The sequence below is a fragment of the Nocardia araoensis NBRC 100135 genome (genome assembly GCF_000308435.1).
GTDB classification, from domain to species: domain Bacteria; phylum Actinomycetota; class Actinomycetes; order Mycobacteriales; family Mycobacteriaceae; genus Nocardia; species Nocardia araoensis.
This window is the reverse complement of the sequence record NZ_BAFR01000204.1, coordinates 58,314-80,946: the sequence shown is the minus strand read 5'-3', so window position 1 is coordinate 80,946 and position 22,633 is coordinate 58,314. Positions and strand designations below refer to the sequence as shown.

The following is a 22,633-nucleotide window of genomic DNA, read 5'->3' as shown; positions in this document are numbered from 1 at the left end:
GAATGCGACCAGGCGACGTTGCCCACTCACTGCTTTCGACCATCTCGGGCGCGTACGCCTCGAGGTCACCCAGGGAGCCCTCACATAATGACCATCACCGACATCGCGGCACGGCTCGATACCGCCCGTCGTCGACACGTCGCAATCGCGCCATTCACCGACAGTGATCCGAGCCTGGATCTCGCAATGGGTTACGCGGTCCAGCGGTACCGCCGACGGGGCAGGCGCTTGGCTGGGTGGAAGCTGGGGTTGACTTCCACCGTCAAGCAACGGCAGGTCGGCGTCGAAACCCCCCTCTACGGGTACCTGGAGGCCGCCATGGCGCTGGACCCAGGTCGACCTCTGCCGACCGGCGAACTCATCCAGCCCCGTGCCGAACCGGAAATCGTGTTCACCCTCGGCGCCGACCTCACCGGCCCACACATCGACGTCGCCGACGTTCTGGGCGCCACCGTAGCCGTCGCCGCGGGCATCGAGATACTGGACTCCAGCTTCGAGGACTACCGTTTCACCCCCGCCGACCTGGCCGCCGACAACGTAGCAGCGGGCCGCTATCTCGTAGGGCCATCCAGACCTCTCGAAGACTTCGATTTGGACCTCGTCGGCGTGACGATGGAAAAGAACGGCCATGTCGTGGAATCCGCGACCGGCGCAGCAGTCATGGGCCATCCCGCGCGGGCCGTGGCCTGGCTGGCTCGCCGTCTGCACGCCGACGGCGACACCGGCCTGCGCCGAGGCCAGATCATCTTCTCCGGCGGGCTGACCGCCGCGGTTCCGATCGCGGCCGGCGATGCCGTCACCGTCGACATCGGCCATCTCGGTCGCCTCACGCTGCGCTGCGCATAGCCGGTAAAGGAGCAAGTCCATGCCTATCATCCAGGTGTCGCTCGTCGAAAAGCACCAGACGCAAGAACTTCAGGAATTCGCCAGAGCCGTCACCGAAGCGGCGTCGCGGTTTCTCGGTGCACCGGGTGAGACTGTCCGCATCCTCATCGACAAGTACTCGCCCGAGTTGTTCTTCATCGCGGGTGAGACCTATTCCGACTACCACGCCGAGTCGGCAGCATCGGCATACGACACCAGCAGCGCGGGGTGATTTTCTCGGCCATCCAGGGAACCTGGGGTGGTCGGGATGCGTCAGTAGTAGTGACGAACGTGTGACCGATGCGCAGGCGGGTCCTGTGTCGAGGGAATCGTGCGATGTCGGATGCGAACAACGGAGGTGCGATGGCAACGCGGACGGTGCCGCAGCCTCCGTTCACGCCGGAGTTGCTGGCCGACCTGCATGCCGGCAATGTGACTGCCGCGCAACACGAGCGGTTGTGGCCCATCGTCTCGCGTGATCAGCAGGCGGTGCGATATCTGCGCGGGCTGGACGAGGTGAGCGCGGAATTGGGTGCACTGGGCCGGGACGAACACATCATCCACGCCATGCCGGAGGAGGTCACCGCCCGGCTCACCGAATTCGTCGACACGCTCCGGCCATCCGACGACGTGGCGCAGAACGCCACGGTTCATCTGCCCGCGCGCGTGCGGGACGGCGAATTTCCCTGCGACCCAGAAGTTTCCGAATCAGGCACGCTTCCCTCGGTCGCTGTCGACGTACACCGCACCAGGGCGCGCTGGTTCGCCGCGGCGGCCGCGGCAATCGTCGCCGTCATCGCAGCGGGCTCGGTCATCTCGACGCTGGACGGCCGTGACGACCCCGCCCCCATCGCACGATCCACCATCGGCAACGACGGCCTCACCGCCACCATGGCCCTCGGCGCGCTGGGCCGCCACACCGTCACCGGCTCTCTCGCCGACCCGGAGGCGCTGCGGCGCTGTGTCCACGCCAACGGGCTCGACCGTGCCGTCCTCGGCGCGGCCGACATCGCGTTCCACGGCCGCGACGCGGTGCTCATCCTGCTCAACGGCCCGCAACCGCCCGCCATCACCGCTCTGGTCGTCGGAACCGGCTGCACTACCGATGACCCGCAGCGGAGGGTGTTGCAGGACATCGGCTGACCTCGCGCGGAGGCGGACGCGGTAGGCTATGACAGTCGTCATGAGCGAGGGAGGAGAAGGGTGGCCGAAACGCCGCAGGCGCGGGATCGGATGGTGGCAGGCGCGGCCGACATGATCCGCCGCCGCGGTCTGAACGCGACCAGCGTGCGGGAGCTGGCCAAGCACGCCCAGGCCCCGCTGGGCTCCACCTACCACTACTTCCCGGGTGGCAAAGCGCAGCTGGCGGCCGAAGCCGTGCGCTTCGCCGATGCGCTGGCCGCCCGCAAACTCGCGCGAGGGCTGCCCGCCGGGCCGGTCGCCGGATTGCGGTCGTTCGTGGACATGTGGCGAAAGGTTCTGGTCGACAACGATTTCCAGGCCGGTTGCCCGGTGCTCGCGGTCTCGATCGAGGATCGGGGAGACGACGACGAGCCGCAGCGCGCCGCCGCTTCCGCGTTCGAGAACTGGACCGGACTGCTGGCGCGGTCGTTGCGCGACCACGGCGCGAACGAGGTCGACGCCGAGCAGACCGCCACGCTGATCGTCGCCGCGGTCGAGGGCACGGTGGCGATGTGCCGGGTGGAGCGCAGCCCCCGGGCGCTCGATCAGGTCGTGGACAAACTCGAGTTCCTGATCCGGACCGTCACCGTCGATCGAGTACCGCGCACCGCCGAAGGCGGCGCTCCGTCGTGCTGATCTAGCGCGGGGGTTTCGTCGCGCTGACGTACTGGAGCAGGCGATGGACCCGTTGGTCGATCTCCACCAAGCCCTGCTCGGCGAACAGGGCGGGAAACGTCCGGCTGCCGAACACCCGCAGGCCGCTCAAACCGCCTACGACGCGGCTCATCTCGCCGATGGGGTTGGGGGCCCGGTGGCTGGTCGTGATGGCGATGCGGCCACCGGGGGCGAGGACGCGGATCATCTCGCGGGCGGCCACGATCGGGTCGGGGATGAGGTAGAGCGCGCCGAAACAGCAGACCGCGTCGAAGGTCTCGTCCGCGAACGGCAGTGCGCGGGCGTCGCCGCGCAGATATCCGACGCGCGGTCCGGCGTTGTCCGCGACGGCGCGCGCCAGCATCGGCTCGGAATAGTCCAAGCCGATCGCATAGCCGTTGCCGGACAGCGCTTCACTCAGATACCTGGTGAAATTGCCCGGCCCGCAAGCGATGTCGAGCACCTTCTGCGCGCCGCCGAGCCGCAGGGTGGAGACCGCGTCGCGCCGGTCGGCCGCGGTGGTTCGCCCACTGGCGAGATAGAACAGTGTGGGCCGCCAGGCTCGCTCGTACACCGCGGCGAGCGCAGGGGCATTCATCGTCTTTCGTGCGAGATTCACCGAAGCGCGTCCCTCAGGCACGCTCGACGGCGATCGTCATGCCCGCCGCGCGCAGCCGCTCGGTGAGCGCGTCGCCCATCGCCGCTGCCGGGGTGAGAATGCCAGCTAGCTCGGGCTGCTTGTCGGTGTCGAACGCCAGGCACAGACCGCTCTCGCCGAGGAGCACGGCGGTGGCCTGGTAGCCCGGGTCGCCGGTGCCGGAGAAGGTGGCCACGTACTTCGCGCCCGAGGTGGTGTGCGCGAACGTCTTCATGGAGAATCAGCCGCTCTTGCGGGCCTGCTCGCTGGGCCCGGTGCCCGGCTTCGGCAGCACGCGATCGAGCAGCTTGCGCCCGGCCGAGGCCCGCGACAGCAGCGCGCCCGCGGTCAAGCCCGCCACGATGCCGCCCGCCATGCCCGCCGCGACCAGCGGCGCCAGCCGCGACTTCCCCGCGCTCATCACCTCGCGATAGCGGAAGTTCTTGCCGTACACCCAGCCCAGCAGCCCATTGGAGCGGCGAACGACCTTGGTGTTGTGCGCGGCCATGACGAACGTGCTCACCCACCCGTCCAGGCTGGGGTCGATGGCGCTCGCCCGCGACAGCGCCTGATCGGACTGGCGGCCGACGTCGGGATCCATCGACCTGTCCGGGCTCAGCGAGTACGGGTGCGACAGCACCTTGCCCTTGGCCGGGTCGGCGGCGACCGCCTCCATCATGGCGCGGCCGGAATCGATGGTGCCGCCGCTGACGCCGCCCTTGAGCGAAGCCACCAGCGTGGTGTCGACGAGCTCGCCGCTGTTGTCCTCGACCGTGCGGCGGTAGAGCTGGTACACGCTCAGATCGGACGGAATCGAGTCGTAGCCACAGGAATTCACGATCTTCGCGCCTGTCGCGACGGCTTGTTCGTGATAGGCGTCGATGGCCTCACGGATGAACAGCGGCTCACCGGTGAGGTCGGCGTAATGGGTGCCTGCCTTGGCGCACGCCGCCACCAGCGGCATCCCGTAGCGCAGGTACGGGCCGACCGTGGTGACCACGACCTTGGTGCGCGCCGCCAGTTCGTCCAGCGCGGCTTGGTCTTTCGAGTCGGCCACCACCAGGCCCCAGTTCGCGGCCTTCGGACCGAGGCCGTCGCGTACGGCGGTCAACTTGTCCAGCGATCGTCCCGCCAGCGCGATCCGCGCGGATTCCGGCGCGGCTCCGGTGAGATATTCCGCGGTGAGCTTGCCGACGAAACCCGTCGCGCCGAAGAGGACTAGGTCGAATTCCCGTGTGTCTGCCATGGTCTTCCGTTCTGCGGTCGCGCCGCCGGGTCGGCGGCTACTTGGTGGTCTTCTTGCGCGCCCGTTGCGGCGCGGCGTGCGGGCGGTCGGCGAGCCAGGCGTGATGGGCCCGGCCGAGCTCGGTGACCGGTGGTTCGTCGTAGAGCCATTCCCTGGCGATGCGATGCCAGTTCCCAGTGCAGCCGAGGTGACCGAGCATGCCGAAGGTCAGGAAGTCGGCGCGGCGCGAGAAGAGGTGCTCCGGCGGCAGATTCTGCTGCTTCATCCCGGTGAACTCGCTGGCCCTCGGGTCGACCGCGAGCAGGAAGGCGCCGCTGGCCAGCTCGGGCGTGATGGTCAGCTCCTCGTCGATCAGACACCATTCCGAGGCGGCCAGCACGTATTCCAGGCACTCCTCCGCGCCGATCTCCTGCGGTGAATCGATGACGCCGCGTTTGATCATCAACTCGCGCAGGTCTTCGGCGCGATCTTCGGCGGCGGCCCGCAGGCAGACCAGCTCGAACTGCACGTGCTCGGCATCCATGCGGTTGAACAATCCGAAATCCAGGAAGCCGACCCGGCCGTCCCCGGCCAGCAGCACGTTGCCCGGGTGCGGATCGCCGCAGAACTCGTTGAAGGTGAACAGCGATCCTACGTAGAACCGGTAGATGATCTCGCCGATCCGGTCGCGCTCCGCCTGGGGCAGCTGCCGGATCTCTTCGAAGCCCTTGCCCTCCACGTATTCGGTGACCAGCACCCGCGTGGTGGAGAACTCCGGCAGCGAGCGCGGAACGATGACGAACGGGTGCCCGGCGTACAGCTCGGCGATCTGCAACTGGGTGGCCGCCTCGGCCCGGTAGTCGAGTTCGGCCTCCATGTTCAGCCGCAGCTCGTCCAGCACCGCTGGCGTCACCCACGGCATCGCGGACTGCAGCACGCGCCGGAACATGGCCAGATTCTTCAGGTCGGCGCGCACCGCGGCGTCGATGCCCGGGTACTGGACCTTCACCGCGACCTCGCGGCCGTCGTGTAGTCGCGCCCGGTACACCTGGCCGATCGAGGCGGCCGCGACGGGCTCGGCGTCGAACTCGGCGAAGACCGCGTCGAGCGGCTTGCCGAAATCGTCCTCGATCACCTGGCGCATGGCCGCGAAGGAGACCGTCGGTGCCGCGTTGCGCAGCACGGCAAGGCGTTTCTGGAACCGCTCCCGGTGATCCTCGGGCACCAGATCCAGATCGAGCACCGACATCATCTGGCCGAGCTTCATGGCGACGCCCTTCATGGTGCCCAGCACCGTGACCACCTGCTCGGTGGTGCGGATCATCGATTCCTCGGCCATCTTCGCCCGGACGGCCTCGGATCTGCCCCGCATGGTCAACCGCGTGCGCTGGTTGCGAAGCACCGTACTGGCTGCCACCGCGCCCAGTTTCGTGCCACGAGCAAGCCGAGAGGTCGGTACTTGCTTCGCCATCGAGGTACCTCCGTTGGTGCCGCGGTCGGAGCGACGGACGCGCAGGCGGCAGCACGGGGGACAGTGGTGTCCCGCGCGGACCGCCGTCGAGTACGGCGCCGGCGGTGACGCAACGCACTCGGCGCACCGCTCGGGTTCAGACTAGCCAAGGTTTCGGCAAAGTCGAGAGCGCTGGTGAACTTTTGCAAGCGGTCCAGCTAGCACCACGGGCGATGGGCTCGATCAGTCCTGCGCGGGCGTCTCGGGTGCGGGCAGCACGTGCTGCTGCGCGTTGAACGCCGCGGGCGAGCCGCCCGCACGGGCCATGCCCTCGATGGCGCTCCAGGCGAGCATGGTGAGGTAGTCGATCACGTCCTCGCGGGACAGCGACTTGTTGGTGGTCCACCAGTGCGTGGCCAGTTGGATACCGCCGACCAGCACGTAGGACGCCAGCGCGGCGCCCTCGGTCGCCACGCCACGGTCTTTGGCGCGCTCGGTGATGACCGCGCACACCACCTCGGCGAAGAGCTTCTCGAACTCCGCGAGCGAGGACTGGTCGGCCGAGCCGTTGCCCATGATGAAGCGGTAGACCTCGGGATCCTCGTCGACCGTACCGACGTACTCGGCCAGGGCCGAGCGCACCAGTTGGTACTCGTCGGCGTCCAGGCTGATCGCGCCGTACACCCGCGGCATCAGCGTGGTCTCGATGAACCGCTGCATGGTCGCGTGGACCAGGTCGTTCTTGTCGGAGAAGTAGCGGTAGAGCACGGTCTTGGAGACGCCGATCTCCGCGGCGATCTCGTCCATGCCCGCGTTGCTGCCGCGAGCGCGCACGGCGGCGAGGGTGCCGTCGACGAGCTCTTCGCGGCGGTCGATCTTGTGTTGCCGCCACCGGCGCTTGCGGCCGTCCATCCGGCCGCCGCGCACCGCCGACGGTCGCTCGTCGATATCGACAAGGTCTTCGGTGGACAGCGTGGGCTCCCTCGTTCGTTCGGGCTCGGTGGCTACCAGCTTAGGTCCCCGCTACCCGTGATATGCGCTTTTGAGCCCGGATGCGGTAGGAACCACAGCGCAGGGGGCGTCCGGAGTGTGCACATTCGCTCGCGGACTGGCCGACTTCGCCGCGCACAGCAGAATGGGAGGCATGGAGAAAGCTCCCGGCAACACCGCGGTGCTGAACGCCCGGGGCGAGCGCGCCGGAGACGCCACGCCCGCCGCCGCGCCCCTCGGCTTCGCCGCCGTGCTCGACGAGGCGGCCAAGCGTCGTGACCTCTGGCGCATGAAGGCGTTCGCCACCGGCTTGCTCGCCCTGGCCACCGCGATCTATCTGTTCTGCCGCTGGACCGAATCGCGCGGGGCGGGCGGCGACTGGGTCGGTTACCTGCGGGCCGCGTCGGAGGCGGGCATGGTCGGCGCGCTGGCGGACTGGTTCGCGGTGACCGCCCTGTTCCGTCACCCGCTCGGCCTGCCGATTCCGCACACGGCGATCATCCGGCGGAAGAAAGACCAGCTCGGCGCGAGTCTCGGTACTTTCGTCGGCACCAACTTCCTGGCGCCCGAGGTGGTGTCGGCCAAGGTGAACTCGGCGCAGATCTCCTGGCGGGTCGGGCGCTGGATGGCCGATCCCGGTCACGCCGCGCGCGTGGCGCAGGAGAGCTCGACGATCCTGCGCGCCGTCGTCGGCGTCCTGCGCGACGAGGACGTGGAGCAGGTCATCGACAACACCATCGTCAAGCGGATCGCCGAGCCGCTGTGGGGTCCGCCGATCGGTCGGGTGCTGGCGGAACTGCTCGCCGACAACCGGCAGCTGGCGCTGCTGGATCTGCTCGCCGAGCGCGCCCACCAGTGGGCGCTCGCATCCCAGGAGACGATCGATCGGATCGTCTTGCGGGACGCGCCGCAGTGGGCGCCGAAATTCGTCAACATCCTGCTTTCCGAGCGGATCTATCGGGAACTGGTCGAGTTCACCTGGAAAGTCCGCTCCGATCCGGAGCACGAGGCTCGGCTCGCCGCCAATCGGTTCCTGGAGGAATTCGCCGAGGACCTGCAATTCGACGACGCCATGATCAAAAAGGCGGAGCGGGTCAAGGCGCAGATCATGGGCCGGGAGGAGATCACCGGGCTGGCCTCGGCCACATGGCGCGCGGCGAAGCGGCTGATCCTGGAGTCCGCCGACGATCCGAGCAGCACGCTGCGGCGCAAGGTCGCCGAGAACGTGCAGCAGCTCGGCGAACGCCTGCGCGACGACGCGGATATGCGGGCCAAGGTCGACGGCTGGATCGATCGCGGCGCGCGCTACCTGGTGGAAAACTATGCCGGTGAGATCAGCACCCTGGTCACCGACACGGTTGCCCGGTGGGATGCCGAAGAAGCCAGCAAGAAGATCGAATTGCAGGTCGGCCGGGATCTGCAATTCATCCGCATCAACGGAACCGTCGTCGGTTCGCTTGCCGGACTGGCGATCTACACGATTTCCCACCTGATGTTCGGCGGTTGATCCGCGGCGTGCGGAACGTTTGCCGAAACGCTGCTAGCAGACTGCTTGCAATAGCTAGCACCCTGACCTAGAATCGAATTCGTACAACCGCCAGAAGGTGAGTGATGGCTGACCAGCCCGAGGTTTCCGCCGAGTACACCGATAGACCGAACGAGCATTCGTCCGGCGTCGGCGAACGAGGGGGTCGCGTCGTCAGTGCGGCGCACGACATCGGAGGCTTCATCAGGGCGCAGCGAGAAGCCGCGCAAGTCTCGTTGCGTCAGCTCGCCCAGCTGGCGGGGGTGAGCAATCCGTACCTCAGTCAGATCGAGCGCGGACTGCGTAATCCGTCCGCCGAAGTGCTCACGCAGATCGCGAAGGCGCTGCGGGTCTCTTCGGAGGTCTTGTACGTACGGGCTGGCTATCTCGAGCAGCGGCCGCACAGTCCGGTCCGGGACGCACTGCTCGCCGACACCTTCATCAGTGAGCGGCAGAAGCAGGTGCTGCTGGACATCTATGAATCGTTTCGCCGGGAAAACGGAGGAAACGAGGTAGGGGGGGACGTATGGGACAGCGACGTTCCGCGCACGACAACCGAAACTCCGCCACGCCAGGAGAACGAAACACCATGACCGAGAAGAACGCCACCGTCACCAAGCCCTTGCTCGCCACCGTCGGCGCGGGTGACGCCCTCTACGCCGCCGTCAACGACGTTTTCGCCCAGGTGCGTGAACGTGCGGCCGCCACCGAGGTGCAGGCCCGGGTGGAGGAGGCGCGCGAGCGCTTCGCCAACGTTCCCGCCGACGTCCAGGACCGGTTCGAGTCGCTGCGCGAGCGGCTGTCCGGACTGCCCTCGGAGCTGCCGGACGACCTCGCCGAGCTGCGCGAGCGGTTCACCGCCGAGGAGCTGCGCGCGCTGGCCGAGAAGTACTACCGGCAGGCGCTCGACATCTACGCCGACCTCGCCGTCCGCGGTGAGGAGACCATCGAGCGGCTGCGCGCCAACCAGGTCGTCGACGAGCGGATCGGCAAGGTCGAGACCCTCTACGGCGACGCGGTGAGCCGCGCCGAGGACGTGCTCGGGCGCGTCAACGGACTGATCGGCCGTCCGGCGAAGACCGAGGCCGAGGTCGCGGCCGACGAGGTGGCCGATCTTGCGCCGGTCGTCGAGGCCGAGGTCGTCGAGGTGACCACCGAGGACGCTCCGGTCGCCAACGGTGAGGCCAAGAAGGCTCCGGCCAAGAAGGCTCCCGCCGCCAAGAAGGCCCCGGCGAAGAAGGCCGCCCCCAAGAAGGCCTGAACAACCCGCCGCTGAGGCATTTCGACGCCCTCGCACACCCCTGGTGTGCGGGGGCGTTGCTTCTATGATGGGTGGGGTGAACATGGTGCACGGATTGACCGGGATGATCCTGCTGGTGCTGTGGCTGGCGGCGCTCGGTGCGACGATTTTCGCGCTGATCCACGCCGTGCGTCAGCGTCCGGACGCGTTCACCGCGGTGGACAAGCTGACCAAGCCGATCTGGCTGGCGATTCTCGGGGCGGCTGTGCTCGTGCTCCTGCTCTCGCCCGCGGGTCTGGGCCTGCTCTCCTTCGCGGCGATCATCGCCACGGGTGTCTACTTGGCCGACGTCCGGCCCAAGGTGGACGAGGTGCAGCGGGGTCCGCGCTGGTGAGGGCGGAGTCTGCCGACAGGTAAGGGTGCTTGCACTAGCAAGCGGCGCGAATCGGGGTTACTGTATCTACCAGTAACACAAAGGAGTGTCCGATGCGTGCCATGCTGCCGACCGCGTTGACGAGCTTCCCGGGTCTGCTCCGGAGCTTGCGCGACGCGCACAGCGCCGACTTGCGGTCTCGTACCTACGAGACCACCGCGTTCAACCCCCCGACCGCGCCTCGCGAGGTGATACCGGTCCGCGCGGGTGACGGCGCCCGGCTGCGCGTGCACGCTTACGGTCCGTCGGACGCCCCGGCCATCGTGCTCGTCCACGGGTGGACCTGCTGCCTCGAATACTGGAATCCGCAGATCAACGCATTCGCAGGCGACCATCGAGTGATCGCCTACGACCAGCGCGGTCACGGCGAGAGCGAATACGGGGCCGGCGAACTCACCATGGACCTGCTGGCCGACGACTTGGCCGCCGTGCTCGACGCCGCGCTCGCGCCCGGACAGCGGGCCGTGCTGGTCGGCCACAGTCTCGGCGGCATGACGCTGCAGGCCTGGGCCGCACGCTATCCCGAGCGGGTCGCGCGGCAGGCGCTCGCGGTGCTGCTGACCAATACCGCGGCGGACCGGTTGGTCTTCGAGACCACGGTCGTTCCGCTGCTGAACCGTCCGCTGCGGCTGCTGCAACTGAAGGTGCCGCTGCCGTTCCTGTTCGGCAGGCTCGGTCTCGGCGCCCCGATCGTCTTCCCGCCCATCGCGCCGGTGCGCTGGCTGTTCGCGCGTCAGATCCTCAGCACCGCGGCCAAGGGCGAGCTGCTGGATTTCAGCATGGCCATCGTGCGGTCGTGTCCGGCCCGGGTGCGCTCGAAGTTCGGTTTCCTGCTGGCCACGATGGACGTCGGGGAGGCGGCCAGGAACCTGGTGGTCCCCACGACGGTGATCTCCGGGCAGTTCGACGATATGACGCCGCCGGTGCACTCCGAGCGCATCGTCGAATTGCTCCGGCAGACCGGCAGTCTGGCGCGGTACCAGGTGCTGCCCACCGGACATCTCGGCAACGTCGAGGCCTACGAGCGGTTCAACGAGGAACTCGCGCGCGTCCTGGCCGCGGCTCACAAGTCCAGCCGCGCCGATCTCGCGGGCTGACGCTCCGGGTTCGCGCCGGTCAGGAGAAGACGACCGTCCGGCGGCCGTGCACAAGAACGCGGCCCTCCAGGTGCCAGCGCAGGCCGCGCGCCAGGACCACTCGCTCGATGTCGCGGCCCTGGCGGACCATGTCGCGCACTTCGTCGGCGTGGTCGATGCGGATGACGTCCTGCTCGATGATCGGGCCCGCGTCCAGTTCCGCGGTCACGTAGTGGCAGGTGGCTCCGATCAGCTTCACGCCGCGGGCGAAGGCCTGGTGGTACGGGCGAGCGCCGACGAACGAGGGCAGGAAGCTGTGATGGATGTTGATCGCCCGGCCCGCCCAGTGCTCGCACAGCTCGGCCGGCAGCACCTGCATGAATCGCGCCAGTACCACCGCGTGCGGATCGTGCGCGTCCACCAGGGCGCGAACTTCCTCGAAGGCGGGACCGCGCTCGGCCGGGTCCTTGGGAAACGGCACGTGATGGAACTTCACTCCGTGCGCCTCGGTCATCGCCGCCAGATCCGGGTGGTTGCCGATCACCGCCTCGATGGTGGCGGGCAGCTCACCGCTGACGGCGCGTCCGAGCAGGTCGTGCAGGCAATGGCCGTCCTTGCTGACCAGCAGGACCGCGCGGCGGCGCGCGCCGGAGTCCAGTAGCTGCCATTCGGTCTCCGGACCGAGATCGGCCGCCACCCCGGCGAACCGGTCACGCAGTTCCGCGATCCCGAACGGCACCGTCGCGGCTCGGATCGCCTGACGCGTGAAGAACCAGCCGGTGTCCGCGTCGGAGTGATACCCCGCCTCCACGATCGAGCCGCCGAACTCGGCGATGAACGACGTGATCCGGGCGATGATGCCCGGACGATCCGGGCAGCCGAGAGTCAGCACGTAACGGCGGTCGTCCAGGGCGGGTGGAGCGGAACTCATGAGCACCATCCTTTCAGGTGCGCTGTCCGCAGATCACCGAGCCTGGGCCGATGTCGAGAGAATGCTCCGAGTTCCAGTGTGGTCTACGATTGGAGTCAATGAAGGCAATGGCGCTATTGCTATCAACTGGAGCGGGTGAGTGGATATGGCAAGGCTGACCGTTCGTGATCTACCTGACGACGTCCGTGAGGCCCTGCGCGTACGTGCCGCGCAGCATGGACGCAGCACCGAGGCGGAAGTCCGGGCAATCCTCATCGAAGCCGTTTCTCCTGTGGCGCAGGTCGAGCTCGGGTCGTTGTTGGCGGAGATCGGGCGCGAGGTCGAGCTCACCGATGACGAGTTCGAAGCGTTGAACGCTCGTGATCGACGGCCGGCTGGCCCTATGGAGTTCGAGTGATCGTTCTCGATACGAATGTGATCTCCGAACCGCTGCGCAAGGCTCCGGACCCTGGCGTAGTCGCTTGGATCAACGCTCAACCTCTGCGCACTCTCTACCTGTCGGCCGTCACTGTGGCCGAGTTGCGGTTCGGGATTGCCGCGATGCCTCCCGGCAGGCGGCGAGACAACCTGCGCGACAGGTTCGAAACCCGCGTGTTGCCCCTATTCGCGGGGCGAGTGCTCGCTTTCGATGTCGCCACCTCCGCGGTGTATGCCGAACTCATGGCCGCGGCCCGCGTTACCGGAGCCGCGATCGGCATTGCCGACGGCTATATCGCCGCGACTGCTAGTGCTGCTCGGATGGCCGTCGCCACTCGCGATACCGCGCCGTTCAAAGCTGCCGGGGTGCCCGTCATCGACCCGTGGGCCTAGTGTCGTCTACGTACTCGGCAAGGGCGAGGATTGTGCATCAGGCTGACGTGCTGGGCGTCCTGCAGCGCAGTTCGTCTGCGCAGCCGGGCGCCTGAGCTGAGCGGGCGATCAGAGGTTGTAAAACGGTTCGGCGTAATGGAATTCGCCGGTGATCTGGGAGTCGTAGGCCGACAGGGAGCGGACCTGGAAGTGGCTGATCCACGCAGGGTCGTCGGGGGTGATGCCGAAGCGGGCGGCGGGGACGAAACCGAAGCGCGGGTAGAACTCCAGGCTGCCGAGCAGGCCGATCAGCGGTTCGTCGAGGGCGTCGGCGGCGCCGAGCGCCGCGTGCATGAGGGCCGAGCCGACTCCGGAGCCCTGATGGTCGGCGAGCACGCCGATCGGGCCGAGCGCCAGCACGGGGAACGGGCCGACAGCGGCTCTGGTCAGGCACAGGTGGCCGACCACGCTGTCGTGCTCGATCGCCACCAGCGAGAGCGTCGGGATCCAGCCCTCGTCACTGCGCAACTTCGCGACCAAGTCCACCTCGGGCGGATCGGCGTCGGGACGGTCACCGGCCGCGGCGGGGGCATAGCGCGGCGCGAATGCGCTGCGATGTACCGCCGCGATCGCAGCGGCGTCGTCGACGCGTTCGCGACGGATCAGCACGGTCGTCTCCTCCCGAACGAAGTAGGGCCCATCCGCACACGTTAGTCAGTCGACCGTGGCGTCACGTTGTCCGATGCGCCATCAGTTACGAGTGTGCGCGAACTGCTGCCAGGCGCGCAACGGAATTCGCGCGCGGTGTGCCAGACTCTGACCCCATGGCAAGTTCCACGTCGCTGACCAGGGCCGAAGTGGCCGCCATGATCGATCACACGTTGCTCGCCCCGGAGGCGACTCCCGCGCAGGTCGGCGCGTTGATCGAAGACGCGCGGGCGCTGGGCGTGCTCGCGATCTGTGTATCGCCGTCCATGTTGCCGGTGCGCGCGCCGGGACTGGTGGTCGCGACGGTCGCCGGATTCCCTTCCGGGAAGCATCATTCGCTGGTCAAGGGCGCCGAGGCGCGGCTCGCGGTGGATCAGGGCGCCGCCGAGGTGGACATGGTCATCGACGTCGGCGCGGCTCGCGCGGGTGATCACACGGCGGTGCTGTCCGACATCGTCACGGTCCGCGAGGCGGTCGGTGATCGGGCGCTGTTGAAAGTGATCATCGAATCCGCCGCGCTGCCGGACGAGGCGATCGTGCAGGTGTGCCGGGTCGCCGAGCGCGCGGGAGCCGATTTCGTGAAGACCTCCACGGGATTTCATCCCGCGGGCGGCGCGAGCGCGCACGCGGTGCGGTTGATGGCCGAGACGGTCGGCGACCGGCTCGGCGTCAAGGCCAGTGGCGGCATCCGGACCGCCGAGGCGGCCGCGGAGATGATCGCGGCGGGCGCGACCCGGCTGGGGCTGTCGAAATCGCGTGAAGTGCTCGACGGTTTCCCGCTCTGACCATCGGCCCGAACGTTCGTGGAGTTCACCGAAGCTCGTCGCCGCGAAGACCTTGCCGCGGTGCGCGTTCAGCAGCGCGTGTCGGAGCTGTTGCCCGCGGGCTCGAGCTGGGTAGGCCCACCGGAGAGGTGGACGTCGACGCCGGAGTCGGTGACCTTCAGGTCGGTCGCCGTCATGCCGAGCGGGTAGCTCTCCAGGCTCTTGGTGAACAGGTCGACGATGCCCTGCACCAGGTCGGCGGGCAGGCCGATGCCGAGCAACTCCGCCGACATCGTCTCCACGTGCACCGTGCCGTTCACGATCTGCGGCTTCAGTTGGAGTTCGGCGAAGCCGCCGAGCACCGACAGGGTGAGCATGCCGGTACTCTCCGAGGAGCTCACTCCGCTGACCATGCCGCCGAGGGTCTCCTTGATCCCCTCGTTGCTCCAGGAGACGTCGGCCGAGGAACTGCCGATCCGGCCCCCGCTGTGGTCGTCGACGTCGACGTCACGGAAGACGGCGTGCACCACCATCCCGACGGCGGGGCCGAACTTGGAGTCGGCGCTGTCCACCTTCACCGAAGGCACCTTGCCGTCGATCCAGGTGAGCAGCATCGGCTTGGGCCCGAAGCTCACGTCGATCTTCGACCCCATCTCCTTCTCGAACTGCGAGCTGATGCAGTTCGACACCGTGTGCCTGGCGTAGGCCTCGCCGCCCACCAAGACCGTGGCGAGCAGAATCGCTACCACGGTCAGGGCGATCAGCAGGGTCCGCCGGTTGATCGTCGAGGTTGAGGTTGCGTTCGTACTCATGGCCGAAATTCTTCCCGACCTTTCTGTGCCGTCTCTGAGGAGGCAGTGAGGGGTTCGAATGTGACATGAAGCACAAAATGCGAGCGTAGCCTGATGCGCATGGCTGGCGAAGCGGCAAGCCGCGCGATGGGGTCCGCGGAACAAGGATGGCGTGTTCTGCGCCGCTGGGCTGGTCGGCACGCCGGTTTCTTCACGACCCGCCAGGTGCTGCGCACCGGGTGCGGAGCGCGGGTGCGAGCGGCTCTCGGGGACGGTTCGGTGACCAGGGCGGGAGTCGGCATGCTGCGATTGGCCGGATGGCCGGAAGGCCCGCTCGACGAATACGCGATGTGGGCGGCCTGGTTCGACGGCGCCGCGGTCGTCTCCCATCAGAGTGCGGCGGACCTGCACGGGCTCGGCAGTCTGCACCCGCGTTTCCTGCATCTGTCGGCGCGCGCGGGACGTCCGCCGGTGACGCCGCGGCTGGTGGTCGTGCGCCGCGCGCTGACTGCCGCCGACGTGGAATCGGCAGGCGCGTTCCTGGTGACGACTCCGGTGCGCACGGTGCTCGATCTGGCCGAGGCCGATATCGGGCAGTCCGCCTTGAACGAGGTGGTGGCCGACGCGGTCGCCATCCACCGGTGCGCGGGCGAGGAGATCACCGACGCGGGGGCGCGCTTGTCGCCGCGCGCCGCACGACGGGTGTACCAGGCGCTTGCCGTAGCGTGACGAAACTGCGCTAGCTCGGAGCGAGCGGCGCCACCGCCGACCACGGCACCGAGAGCACGTTGTCGCGCAGGCGGCGGCGGTAGTGGCGGATCGGGAAACCTTCCGCGTGCAGTGCCCGCGCTGCCGCGCGCCAGCGGACGCGGGGGCCGTACGGCGCCATCGGCGCGGCGTGGGCCCACGCGCGATCCGCGGCGGTCAGCAGCGCGTGGATCGGTTCGCCTGGGATGTTGCGGTGGATCAACGCCTTCGGCAAGCGTTCGGCGAGGTCGGAGGGGCGCTCGACGGTGAAAGGGTCCCAGGCCAGCGTGAGCGAGCGCGGCCCGTCCCGGTCGAGCAGGATCCATGCGCAGCGCCTGCCCAATTCGTCGCAGGTGCCGTCGACCAGCACGCCGTCCGGCGCCAGCCCGGCCAGCACCGTCGACCATGCCTCGCCGACCGCCGATTCCGGATACTGCCGCAGCACGTTGAAGGCGCGCACGAGAACCGGTCGCAGCCCGGCCAATTCGAACCCGCCGCGTGCGAAGGTGACGCCGTCGCGGCCGGGCACCACCCGTTGCGGGTCGATCTCCAAGCCGACCACCCGCACGTCGGGGCGGATCGTGCGCAGCCGAGCGGCCAGCTCGAACGTGGTCCACGGACTCGCGCCGTACCCGAGGTCGACGACCAGCGGATCGGGCGCGACGCGCAGCCGGTCGGCGACGGATTCGTCGTTGATCAGCCAGCGGTCGCTGCGGCGGAGACGGTTGACGGCGGTGGTGCCACGAGTGATGGTGCCGACCGGTTTGGTCAGCGAGTGGGGTGCTGTTCTTCCAGCCACTGCACCGTGAACTCGGCCTCGCCGCGGAACAGGTCGACCAGGTTCACCAGCATCAGCTGCTCCAGGCGCGGACCGACCATGGGGATGAACACCTTCGCCTCCGACGAGAACCGCATGGTGCAGCCGGTGTCGGTGGGGAACAGGCGGATGGTGCCGCCGAGGCTGCCGGGACCGGCGGGGATGGACGCCGAGTACTTACCGGTGGTCTCTTCCGCGTCGTACGGGCTGTAGAACTCCTTGCGGGTGATCACCATGTCCTTGCGCATCACCGTCTGGGCGATCTCCGGCAGCATGTCGCGGGGCAGGACGTGGTGCAGTTCGACGGTGATCCCGTCGTCGGTCGCCTCCAGCCTGACCACCTCGTTGCCGGGGGTGTACTTCCGCATCTCTCCCATCCGCGCATCCCAGTAATCGCGGTTCGACAGCGCCGCGTACAGCTCTTTTGTGGTATGCAGCGGATAGCGGGCGGAGTAGTCCAATCGGCGTGCCATGGGCTCACACGTTACCGGGGACGGTGGCGCCGACCTCGGCGGGCGGGTGGAGTGTGGAACCGACACGAAGGCCGGGACCGCACGATGTGATCTCGAACAGTTACGTGCTCGCGAGGCCGGTCAGTGTGCCGCGAGCCACTTATCGGTGAACTCCGCCTCGTTCTTCAGCAGCTCGGTGAGGTGCTCCGCGATCGCCTTTTCGATCTTGCTGCCGAACAGCGGAATCTTCACCTCGATGGTGCCGTCGACCGTGATCACGGCGCCGGAGCCGTCGGCGGCCAGGGCGATGGCGCCGCGGACCTCGGCGGGCGCGCCCTCGACGCGGGCTTCGAAGGTGGCCTGGTCCCCGGTCCAGTGTTCGACGCGCGGGATGATCAGATCGCCGGGCCGCACCGCGGTGATCGCGGCGGGGAGCCGTTCGGCGGCGATGGCCTGCACCATCTCGACGCGCACATCGTCACCGCTGACGGTGACCGACTCCAGCCGGGCGTTCGGGCCGCCGACCTCCGCGATGCGATCCTTCCAGTACTGGTCGTTCGCGAAGGCCGCGCGTACCGCGGCGGTCGGATGGGTATAGCGGGCCGTGTACGCCAGCGGTGTAGCCATGGGTCCACACGCTACCGTGTAGCGCTCGAGTCCCACGATTCATGCTGTCCGATCCGCCATCGGTGCGCACGCTACCGTTTACCACCGTGCGAACTTCACGAGTGGCGCCGTCGGACCTCCTCGCCGGTACCGGTGCGCGGCTGCGCGCCGATGTGCGGCTGGCGGAGCTGACCACGCTGCGGGTCGGCGGGCCCGCCCTGGTCGCCGAATGCGCGACGACCGACGCCTTGGTCGCCACGGTGCGCGCGCTGGACGCGGCGGGCGTCCCGGTGCTGTTGCTCGCGGGCGGCTCCAATCTGCTCATCGGCGACGACGGCTTCGACGGTGTCGTGGTCCGGGTCGCCACCACCGGCGTCGACATCGGCGACGGTGGTGTGCTCGCCGAGGCGGGCGCGAACTGGGACGCCGTCGTGCGCGCGACGGTCGAGGCGGGCTTCGGGGGATTGGAGTGCCTGTCCGGCATTCCCGGCTCGGCGGGGGCGACGCCCGTGCAGAACGTCGGCGCCTACGGCGCGGAAGTGGCGAACCTGCTGCGCCGAGTACGCCTGCTGGATCGCGGCAGCGGCGAGATCCGTTGGGTGCAACCGGGCGAACTCGGCTTCGGTTACCGCACCAGCGTGCTCAAGCACCGCGACGACGCCGTCGTGCTGGCGGTCGAGTTCGCGCTGCGCGCCGACGGTTCCAGCGTGCCGCTGCGTTACGGCGAGCTGGCCTCGGTGCTGGGCGCTTCGGACGGCGAGTCCCGCCCCGCGGCGCAGGTGCGGGAGGCGGTGCTGCGGTTGCGTGCGGGCAAGGGCATGGTGCTCGATCCCGCCGACCACGACACCTGGAGTGCTGGTTCCTTTTTCACCAATCCGGTGGTCGCGCCGGAGCGAGTGGCCCAGGTGCGCGCCGCGATCGCGGCTCACGTGGGCGACGTCGCGGTGCCGACCTACCCGGCGCAGGACGGGGTCAAGTTCTCCGCGGGCTGGCTCATCGAGCGGGCGGGTTTCGCCAAGGGCTTCCCCGGTGACGGGGCGCCCGCAAGGCTGTCGACGAAACACACACTGGCGCTGACCAATCGCGGCGGCGCCAGTGCGGCAGATGTGGTGGCGCTGGCCAGGACGGTCCGCGACGGCGTGGCCGAGCGCTTCGGGATCCGGCTGGAACCCGAACCGGTCACCGTGGGCGTCACGCTCTGATCCGTTGAGGCAGACACCACACGCTGGGTCGACGGGTCGCCGCGTGTGCCGCGCGTAGATTCGACGAAGTGAACCACCGCCCGATGATCCACCGATCGGTTGCCGTGGTGTCGGCCGTCCTGCTGGTGGTCGTCGCCCTGGTGGCCGGTTGCACGATAGACCGCGGCTCCGGCAAGCCGCGTCCCGCTGCCGGTCCGATCGCCAAAGCGACGTTGACCCCCGCCGACGACGCGACGAACGTCAATCCGACCGCGCCGGTGTCGGTGACGATCAGCGACGGCACGCTCGATCAGGTCGCGCTGACCAACGCCGCGGGCAAGCAGGTGCGCGGCGAACTCGCGCCGGACCGACGCTCCTACACCATCACCGAGCCGCTCGGTTACGACGCCACCTATACCTGGTCGGGTACCGCCGTCGGCACCGACGGCAAGCCGATCCCGATCGACGGCTCGTTCCACACCATCACGCCCAAGAGCACCGTCCCCGCGACGCTGAACATCGGCGACAACCAGGAAGTCGGTATCGCGGCGCCGATCATCCTGCAGTTCAAGACCTCCGTCACGAACAAGGCCGCGGTGGAGAAGGCGCTCACGATCACCACCGACCCGCCCACCGATGGCGCGTGGGCGTGGTTCCCCGACGACGGCGGTTCCCGCCTGCACTGGCGGCCGAAGAACTACTGGACACCCGGGACCAGCGTGCACGTCTCGGCCCGGCTCTACGGCCTCGACCTGGGCGGCGGCAACTACGGCGATTCCGATCTCACCACGGATTTCCGTATCGGCCGCAGCCAGATCGTCAAGGCGAGCGCCCCGAGTCACCGCATGCAGGTGGTCCGCGACGGGCAGACGATCTTCGATTTCGCCGTCAGCTACGGCGAGGGCAACGAGGCGCGCAACGTGACCCGTTCGGGCATCCACGTCGTCACCGAGAAGTACGAAGACTTCATGATGTCGAACCCGCCGTACTACACCAACGTTCGCGAACGCTGGGCGGTACGCATCTCCAACAACGGCGAATTCATCCACGCCAACCCGGAATCGCTGTCGGCCCAGGGCTCGGCGAACGTCACGAACGGCTGCATCAATCTGTCGCCCGGTGATGCCCAGGCGTATTTCCCCACGTCCTTGTACGGCGATCCGGTCGAGGTGACCGGGACCTCGATCCCGCTCTCGGCCGCCGACGGCGACCTCTACGACTGGACCATCGACTGGGACACTTGGAAGACCATGTCGGCGTTGCAGGGTGCGCCGTCGGCCGTGGTCTCCGCCACACCCCTGCCCCCGCGGCCCGCCGGCGCGCGCTGACCGGTGCTAGCGCACCTTCACGCTCTGCTCTTCGGTCGCGTCGTCGTCGGCGTGTTCCGCTTCGACCTTGCGGTCGGCGTCGCGTTGGGCGCGAACCGCTTCGTGCCGCTCGGCGAGCAGGTCGCGGATCTCGGTCAGCAGCTCGATCTGGGTCGGCTCGGCCGCCTTGGGCGTGCCGAAGCGGTTCTTGATCGTCTTCATGGGCAGGATCAGCACGAAGTACAGCACCGCCGCGACCATGAAGAAATCGATGGCGGCCGTGATGATCGGGCCGACGGCGATGAAGGTGGCGGGCTTCGAGGGAATCAGCTGCACGCCGAGGCCCAGCTGGTTGGTGCTGCCGAACACCGCGAGCAGCGGATTGACCACACCTTTCGTCACCGAGGTCACCACAGAGGTGAACGCGGTGCCCATGACGACGGCGACCGCGAGGTCGATGACGTTCCCGCGCATCAGGAACTCTTTGAAGCCCTTGAGCATGAGCCGAATCACTCCCATCCGATGTCTTTACGCTTGCGGCTTCTCGGATGCTAACGGCTACGGGTGAAGAGCGAAGTCCCAGCAATTCGCGGCCGGACCGACACCGCCGGCCGAGTGATCCACTCCAGCTATGAGGTGCGGCGGGCGAATCGGCCCGCATCCGCCTGGTCGCGCGGCTTGATGATGATCTGATCCAGGTTGACGTGCGCCGGTCGCGACGCGACGAACCCGATGACCTCCGCGATGTCCTGGGCGACCAGCGGATCGATGCCCTCGTACACCTTGGCCGCGCGCTCGGCGTCGCCACCGAAACGCACCAGTGAGAACTCGGTCTCCACCGCGCCAGGCGCGATCTCGGTGAGGCGCACCGGCTGCCCGAGCAGTTCTCCGCGCAGCGTGCGGTGCAGCACGGCCTGGGCGTGCTTGGCGGAGGTGTAACCGGCGCCGTTGTCGTAGGCGGTGAACGCGGCCACCGACGTGACGGTGACGATCAACCCGTCGCCGGAGGCGATCAGCTTCGGCAGCAGCGACTTGGTGACGCGCAGGGTGCCGAGCACGTTGGTCTCCCACATCCAGCGCCAGTCGTCCAGGTCGGCCTCGGCCACCGGGGCCAGGCCCTTGGCGCCGCCCGCGTTGTTGACCAGCACGTCGACGCGCTCGACCGCTTCGGCGAACGCCCGCACCGACTCGTCCGAGGTGACGTCGAGTGCCACCGCGGTGCCGCCGATCTCGTCGGCGAGGCGGCGCAGGCGATCGACCCTGCGCGCGCCGACGTAGACGTGATAGCCCTGCTTCGCCAGCTCACGGGCGGTGGCCTCCCCGATTCCCGAGCTGGCTCCGGTGACGACGGCGGTGCGAGTGCTCATGCGAACAGATCCTAGGTGCGCGAGGTTTGCCGGGTCCTGGCGGTCCCGCGAGCACGGTTAGCCTCGGTGCATGGCTATTCGGGACGTGGTGAGCGCGGACGGAACCAACATCGTCTACCGGGTGAGCGGCCCGGCGCACGGCAGGCCGCTGGTGCTGCTGCACGGCTGGTCGGCGAATCTGCGCTGCTGGGGTGGAGCCGCCGACGACCTCGCCGCGCACTCGCGGGTGATCGCCGTGGACCTGCGCGGCCACGGTTACTCCGACGCGCCCGCGGTGGGCTACGACGATCCGAAGAACTGGGCGGCCGACGTCGCGGCGGTGCTGGCGGCCGAGGGCATCACGTCCGGGGCGGTGCTGCTCGGCTGGTCCTACGGCGGGATCGTGCTGACCGACTACTTGACCGCCTATGGCACCGGCGCCGTGGCGGGCGTCGTGTACACCGGCTCGATGGCGAACATCGGCCCCGGTGTGCCGGGCGCGGCGACCGGCAGCATGATGCGGGAGGCGATTCCCGGCGTCTTCGAGGAGAGCGCGGGGCGGGCGGTGCGCGCCTTCGGTGTGTTCGGCAACGCCAACACCGGACCGGGCGCGGACAAGGGGCCGGACGCGCAGCGCTTGTTCGGGGCCAGTCTCGCCACCCCGCCCGCGGTGCGCAAAGCGCTGTTCTACCGGACCGTCGACAACACCGAGACCCTTCGCGCGCTGGACGTTCCGGTGCTCGTGCTGCACGGGACGGCCGACCGTGTCGTCCCCGTCGACAACGGCCGCTACATCGCAGAAGCCGTGCCGAACGCGCGTGCGTCGTTCTGGGAGGGCGCCCAGCACGGCCTGTTCATCGAGGACCGTTCCCGGTTCGTCGCCGAGGTGAGCGCGTTCGTCGAGAGCCTGTGATCGGA

Annotated in this window: 27 protein-coding genes and 1 pseudogene; 16 read left to right on the top strand and 12 right to left on the bottom strand. The window is 68.4% G+C overall.

The window, feature by feature from the left end; genetic code table 11:
• Positions 1 to 87 precede the first annotated feature (87 nt).
• From ON21_RS26900 to ON21_RS26885, 4 genes are all read left to right on the top strand, one after another.
• Positions 88 to 846, top strand: coding sequence for a 2-keto-4-pentenoate hydratase (locus ON21_RS26900; protein ID WP_039802212.1), 759 nt, complete (start codon positions 88 to 90; stop codon positions 844 to 846).
• Between the two features lie 19 nt (positions 847 to 865).
• Positions 866 to 1,096 (top strand): tautomerase family protein, encoded by a 231-nt coding sequence (locus tag ON21_RS26895; RefSeq protein WP_039802211.1) that lies wholly within the window; start codon positions 866 to 868, stop codon positions 1,094 to 1,096.
• 131 nt (positions 1,097 to 1,227) lie between these two features.
• Positions 1,228 to 2,007, top strand: coding sequence for an RsmA family anti-sigma factor (locus ON21_RS36085; RefSeq protein WP_157170981.1), 780 nt, complete (start codon positions 1,228 to 1,230; stop codon positions 2,005 to 2,007).
• 90 nt (positions 2,008 to 2,097) lie between these two features.
• Positions 2,098 to 2,682, top strand: coding sequence for a TetR/AcrR family transcriptional regulator (locus ON21_RS26885; RefSeq protein WP_063821144.1), 585 nt, complete (start codon positions 2,098 to 2,100; stop codon positions 2,680 to 2,682).
• A 1-nt stretch (position 2,683) separates the two neighbouring features.
• Here ON21_RS26885 and ON21_RS26880 read toward each other — a convergent pair whose 3' ends face one another.
• The 4 genes and pseudogenes from ON21_RS26880 to ON21_RS26865 form a co-directional block, all read right to left on the bottom strand.
• Positions 2,684 to 3,319: a class I SAM-dependent methyltransferase gene (locus tag ON21_RS26880; protein ID WP_039802209.1), complete on the bottom strand. Its 636-nt coding sequence runs from the start codon at positions 3,317 to 3,319 to the stop codon at positions 2,684 to 2,686.
• Positions 3,320 to 3,332: 13 nt separating this feature from the next.
• Positions 3,333 to 4,583 (bottom strand): annotated as a pseudogene (locus ON21_RS26875) (saccharopine dehydrogenase family protein).
• A 37-nt stretch (positions 4,584 to 4,620) separates the two neighbouring features.
• The gene (locus ON21_RS26870) at positions 4,621 to 6,033 is read right to left on the bottom strand and encodes an ABC1 kinase family protein (protein WP_039802206.1); all 1,413 of its coding nucleotides are present in this window, start codon (positions 6,031 to 6,033) and stop codon (positions 4,621 to 4,623) included.
• A gap of 222 nt (positions 6,034 to 6,255) precedes the next feature.
• Positions 6,256 to 6,939: a TetR/AcrR family transcriptional regulator gene (locus tag ON21_RS26865; protein ID WP_039802205.1), complete on the bottom strand. Its 684-nt coding sequence runs from the start codon at positions 6,937 to 6,939 to the stop codon at positions 6,256 to 6,258.
• 217 nt (positions 6,940 to 7,156) lie between these two features.
• On the opposite strand from ON21_RS26865, the gene ON21_RS26860 reads away from it, so the two are divergent.
• The 5 genes from ON21_RS26860 (at position 7,157) to ON21_RS26840 (ending at position 11,297) form a co-directional block, all read left to right on the top strand.
• Positions 7,157 to 8,509 carry a DUF445 domain-containing protein gene (locus ON21_RS26860; RefSeq protein ID WP_157170980.1) on the top strand — a complete coding sequence of 451 codons (1,353 nt, stop codon included), beginning with the start codon at positions 7,157 to 7,159 and terminating at the stop codon, positions 8,507 to 8,509.
• Between the two features lie 104 nt (positions 8,510 to 8,613).
• On the top strand, positions 8,614 to 9,120 hold the full coding sequence (locus tag ON21_RS26855; protein ID WP_039802203.1) for a helix-turn-helix domain-containing protein: 507 nt from the start codon (positions 8,614 to 8,616) through the stop codon (positions 9,118 to 9,120).
• Positions 9,117 to 9,788 carry a heparin-binding hemagglutinin gene (locus tag ON21_RS26850; protein WP_039802201.1) on the top strand — a complete coding sequence of 224 codons (672 nt, stop codon included), beginning with the start codon at positions 9,117 to 9,119 and terminating at the stop codon, positions 9,786 to 9,788. Before ON21_RS26855 ends, ON21_RS26850 begins: the two co-directional genes overlap by 4 nt.
• Before the next feature lie 82 nt (positions 9,789 to 9,870).
• Positions 9,871 to 10,161 (top strand): DUF2516 family protein, encoded by a 291-nt coding sequence (locus tag ON21_RS26845; protein ID WP_040870424.1) that lies wholly within the window; start codon positions 9,871 to 9,873, stop codon positions 10,159 to 10,161.
• A 92-nt stretch (positions 10,162 to 10,253) separates the two neighbouring features.
• Positions 10,254 to 11,297, top strand: coding sequence for an alpha/beta fold hydrolase (locus tag ON21_RS26840; RefSeq protein ID WP_039802197.1), 1,044 nt, complete (start codon positions 10,254 to 10,256; stop codon positions 11,295 to 11,297).
• 19 nt (positions 11,298 to 11,316) lie between these two features.
• Here ON21_RS26840 and purU read toward each other — a convergent pair whose 3' ends face one another.
• Positions 11,317 to 12,216 carry a formyltetrahydrofolate deformylase gene (purU, locus tag ON21_RS26835; protein ID WP_373281157.1) on the bottom strand — a complete coding sequence of 300 codons (900 nt, stop codon included), beginning with the start codon at positions 12,214 to 12,216 and terminating at the stop codon, positions 11,317 to 11,319.
• Positions 12,217 to 12,352: 136 nt separating this feature from the next.
• On the opposite strand from purU, the gene ON21_RS26830 reads away from it, so the two are divergent.
• A complete protein-coding gene (locus tag ON21_RS26830; RefSeq protein ID WP_039802363.1) occupies positions 12,353 to 12,604 on the top strand; it encodes a FitA-like ribbon-helix-helix domain-containing protein in 252 nt (83 codons plus the stop codon).
• Positions 12,601 to 13,017, top strand: coding sequence for a type II toxin-antitoxin system VapC family toxin (locus ON21_RS26825; RefSeq protein WP_039802195.1), 417 nt, complete (start codon positions 12,601 to 12,603; stop codon positions 13,015 to 13,017). Before ON21_RS26830 ends, ON21_RS26825 begins: the two co-directional genes overlap by 4 nt.
• Before the next feature lie 108 nt (positions 13,018 to 13,125).
• On the opposite strand, the gene ON21_RS26820 is transcribed toward ON21_RS26825, so the two are convergent.
• Positions 13,126 to 13,665, bottom strand: coding sequence for a GNAT family N-acetyltransferase (locus ON21_RS26820; protein WP_039802193.1), 540 nt, complete (start codon positions 13,663 to 13,665; stop codon positions 13,126 to 13,128).
• Between the two features lie 155 nt (positions 13,666 to 13,820).
• On the opposite strand from ON21_RS26820, the gene deoC reads away from it, so the two are divergent.
• The gene (gene deoC, locus ON21_RS26815; protein WP_039802191.1) at positions 13,821 to 14,489 is read left to right on the top strand and encodes a deoxyribose-phosphate aldolase; all 669 of its coding nucleotides are present in this window, start codon (positions 13,821 to 13,823) and stop codon (positions 14,487 to 14,489) included.
• Positions 14,490 to 14,557: 68 nt separating this feature from the next.
• Here the strand turns inward: deoC and ON21_RS26810 are convergent, their stop codons facing one another.
• Complete coding sequence (locus tag ON21_RS26810; RefSeq protein ID WP_051021380.1) at positions 14,558 to 15,280, bottom strand: LmeA family phospholipid-binding protein; 723 nt, start codon at positions 15,278 to 15,280, stop codon at positions 14,558 to 14,560.
• 99 nt (positions 15,281 to 15,379) lie between these two features.
• Here ON21_RS26810 and ON21_RS26805 point away from each other — a divergent pair, with 99 nt between their 5' ends.
• Positions 15,380 to 15,988 (top strand): hypothetical protein, encoded by a 609-nt coding sequence (locus tag ON21_RS26805; protein ID WP_039802358.1) that lies wholly within the window; start codon positions 15,380 to 15,382, stop codon positions 15,986 to 15,988.
• A gap of 10 nt (positions 15,989 to 15,998) precedes the next feature.
• On the opposite strand, the gene ON21_RS26800 is transcribed toward ON21_RS26805, so the two are convergent.
• The 3 genes from ON21_RS26800 to ON21_RS26790 form a co-directional block, all read right to left on the bottom strand.
• Positions 15,999 to 16,805 carry a class I SAM-dependent methyltransferase gene (locus ON21_RS26800; RefSeq protein ID WP_245562744.1) on the bottom strand — a complete coding sequence of 269 codons (807 nt, stop codon included), beginning with the start codon at positions 16,803 to 16,805 and terminating at the stop codon, positions 15,999 to 16,001.
• Entirely contained in the window at positions 16,775 to 17,296 is a 522-nt protein-coding gene (locus ON21_RS26795; RefSeq protein ID WP_039802189.1) for a DUF2505 domain-containing protein, read from the bottom strand. Before ON21_RS26795 ends, ON21_RS26800 begins: the two co-directional genes overlap by 31 nt.
• A 120-nt stretch (positions 17,297 to 17,416) precedes the next feature.
• On the bottom strand, positions 17,417 to 17,902 hold the full coding sequence (locus ON21_RS26790) for a DUF2505 domain-containing protein (RefSeq protein ID WP_039802187.1): 486 nt from the start codon (positions 17,900 to 17,902) through the stop codon (positions 17,417 to 17,419).
• A gap of 140 nt (positions 17,903 to 18,042) precedes the next feature.
• Here ON21_RS26790 and ON21_RS26785 point away from each other — a divergent pair, with 140 nt between their 5' ends.
• Complete coding sequence (locus ON21_RS26785) at positions 18,043 to 19,083, top strand: UDP-N-acetylmuramate dehydrogenase (RefSeq protein ID WP_039802354.1); 1,041 nt, start codon at positions 18,043 to 18,045, stop codon at positions 19,081 to 19,083.
• Between the two features lie 83 nt (positions 19,084 to 19,166).
• A complete protein-coding gene (locus ON21_RS26780; protein ID WP_039802185.1) occupies positions 19,167 to 20,390 on the top strand; it encodes a L,D-transpeptidase in 1,224 nt (407 codons plus the stop codon).
• A 6-nt stretch (positions 20,391 to 20,396) separates the two neighbouring features.
• Here ON21_RS26780 and mscL read toward each other — a convergent pair whose 3' ends face one another.
• Entirely contained in the window at positions 20,397 to 20,870 is a 474-nt protein-coding gene (gene mscL, locus ON21_RS26775) for a large conductance mechanosensitive channel protein MscL (protein WP_051021378.1), read from the bottom strand.
• Positions 20,871 to 20,998: 128 nt separating this feature from the next.
• Positions 20,999 to 21,736, bottom strand: coding sequence for an SDR family NAD(P)-dependent oxidoreductase (locus ON21_RS26770; protein WP_039802183.1), 738 nt, complete (start codon positions 21,734 to 21,736; stop codon positions 20,999 to 21,001).
• Positions 21,737 to 21,806: 70 nt separating this feature from the next.
• On the opposite strand from ON21_RS26770, the gene ON21_RS26765 reads away from it, so the two are divergent.
• Complete coding sequence (locus ON21_RS26765) at positions 21,807 to 22,628, top strand: alpha/beta fold hydrolase (RefSeq protein WP_039802180.1); 822 nt, start codon at positions 21,807 to 21,809, stop codon at positions 22,626 to 22,628.
• The last annotated feature ends 5 nt before the right edge of the window (positions 22,629 to 22,633 follow it).

Coding starts and splice junctions, on each gene's coding strand:
- purU (WP_373281157.1), bottom strand. CDS start 12,216: ATGGTGCTCATGAGTTCCGCTCCACCCGCCCTGGACGACCGCCGTTAC.
- ON21_RS26900 (WP_039802212.1), top strand. CDS start 88: ATGACCATCACCGACATCGCGGCACGGCTCGATACCGCCCGTCGTCGA.
- deoC (WP_039802191.1), top strand. CDS start 13,821: ATGGCAAGTTCCACGTCGCTGACCAGGGCCGAAGTGGCCGCCATGATC.
- ON21_RS26805 (WP_039802358.1), top strand. CDS start 15,380: ATGGCTGGCGAAGCGGCAAGCCGCGCGATGGGGTCCGCGGAACAAGGA.
- ON21_RS26895 (WP_039802211.1), top strand. CDS start 866: ATGCCTATCATCCAGGTGTCGCTCGTCGAAAAGCACCAGACGCAAGAA.
- ON21_RS26885 (WP_063821144.1), top strand. CDS start 2,098: ATGGTGGCAGGCGCGGCCGACATGATCCGCCGCCGCGGTCTGAACGCG.
- ON21_RS26840 (WP_039802197.1), top strand. CDS start 10,254: ATGCGTGCCATGCTGCCGACCGCGTTGACGAGCTTCCCGGGTCTGCTC.
- ON21_RS26790 (WP_039802187.1), bottom strand. CDS start 17,902: ATGGCTACACCGCTGGCGTACACGGCCCGCTATACCCATCCGACCGCC.
- ON21_RS26765 (WP_039802180.1), top strand. CDS start 21,807: ATGGCTATTCGGGACGTGGTGAGCGCGGACGGAACCAACATCGTCTAC.
- ON21_RS26870 (WP_039802206.1), bottom strand. CDS start 6,033: ATGGCGAAGCAAGTACCGACCTCTCGGCTTGCTCGTGGCACGAAACTG.
- ON21_RS26855 (WP_039802203.1), top strand. CDS start 8,614: ATGGCTGACCAGCCCGAGGTTTCCGCCGAGTACACCGATAGACCGAAC.
- ON21_RS26770 (WP_039802183.1), bottom strand. CDS start 21,736: ATGAGCACTCGCACCGCCGTCGTCACCGGAGCCAGCTCGGGAATCGGG.
- ON21_RS26860 (WP_157170980.1), top strand. CDS start 7,157: ATGGAGAAAGCTCCCGGCAACACCGCGGTGCTGAACGCCCGGGGCGAG.
- ON21_RS26780 (WP_039802185.1), top strand. CDS start 19,167: ATGATCCACCGATCGGTTGCCGTGGTGTCGGCCGTCCTGCTGGTGGTC.
- ON21_RS26795 (WP_039802189.1), bottom strand. CDS start 17,296: ATGGCACGCCGATTGGACTACTCCGCCCGCTATCCGCTGCATACCACA.
- mscL (WP_051021378.1), bottom strand. CDS start 20,870: ATGCTCAAGGGCTTCAAAGAGTTCCTGATGCGCGGGAACGTCATCGAC.
- ON21_RS26830 (WP_039802363.1), top strand. CDS start 12,353: ATGGCAAGGCTGACCGTTCGTGATCTACCTGACGACGTCCGTGAGGCC.
- ON21_RS26850 (WP_039802201.1), top strand. CDS start 9,117: ATGACCGAGAAGAACGCCACCGTCACCAAGCCCTTGCTCGCCACCGTC.
- ON21_RS36085 (WP_157170981.1), top strand. CDS start 1,228: ATGGCAACGCGGACGGTGCCGCAGCCTCCGTTCACGCCGGAGTTGCTG.
- ON21_RS26845 (WP_040870424.1), top strand. CDS start 9,871: ATGGTGCACGGATTGACCGGGATGATCCTGCTGGTGCTGTGGCTGGCG.
- ON21_RS26810 (WP_051021380.1), bottom strand. CDS start 15,280: ATGAGTACGAACGCAACCTCAACCTCGACGATCAACCGGCGGACCCTG.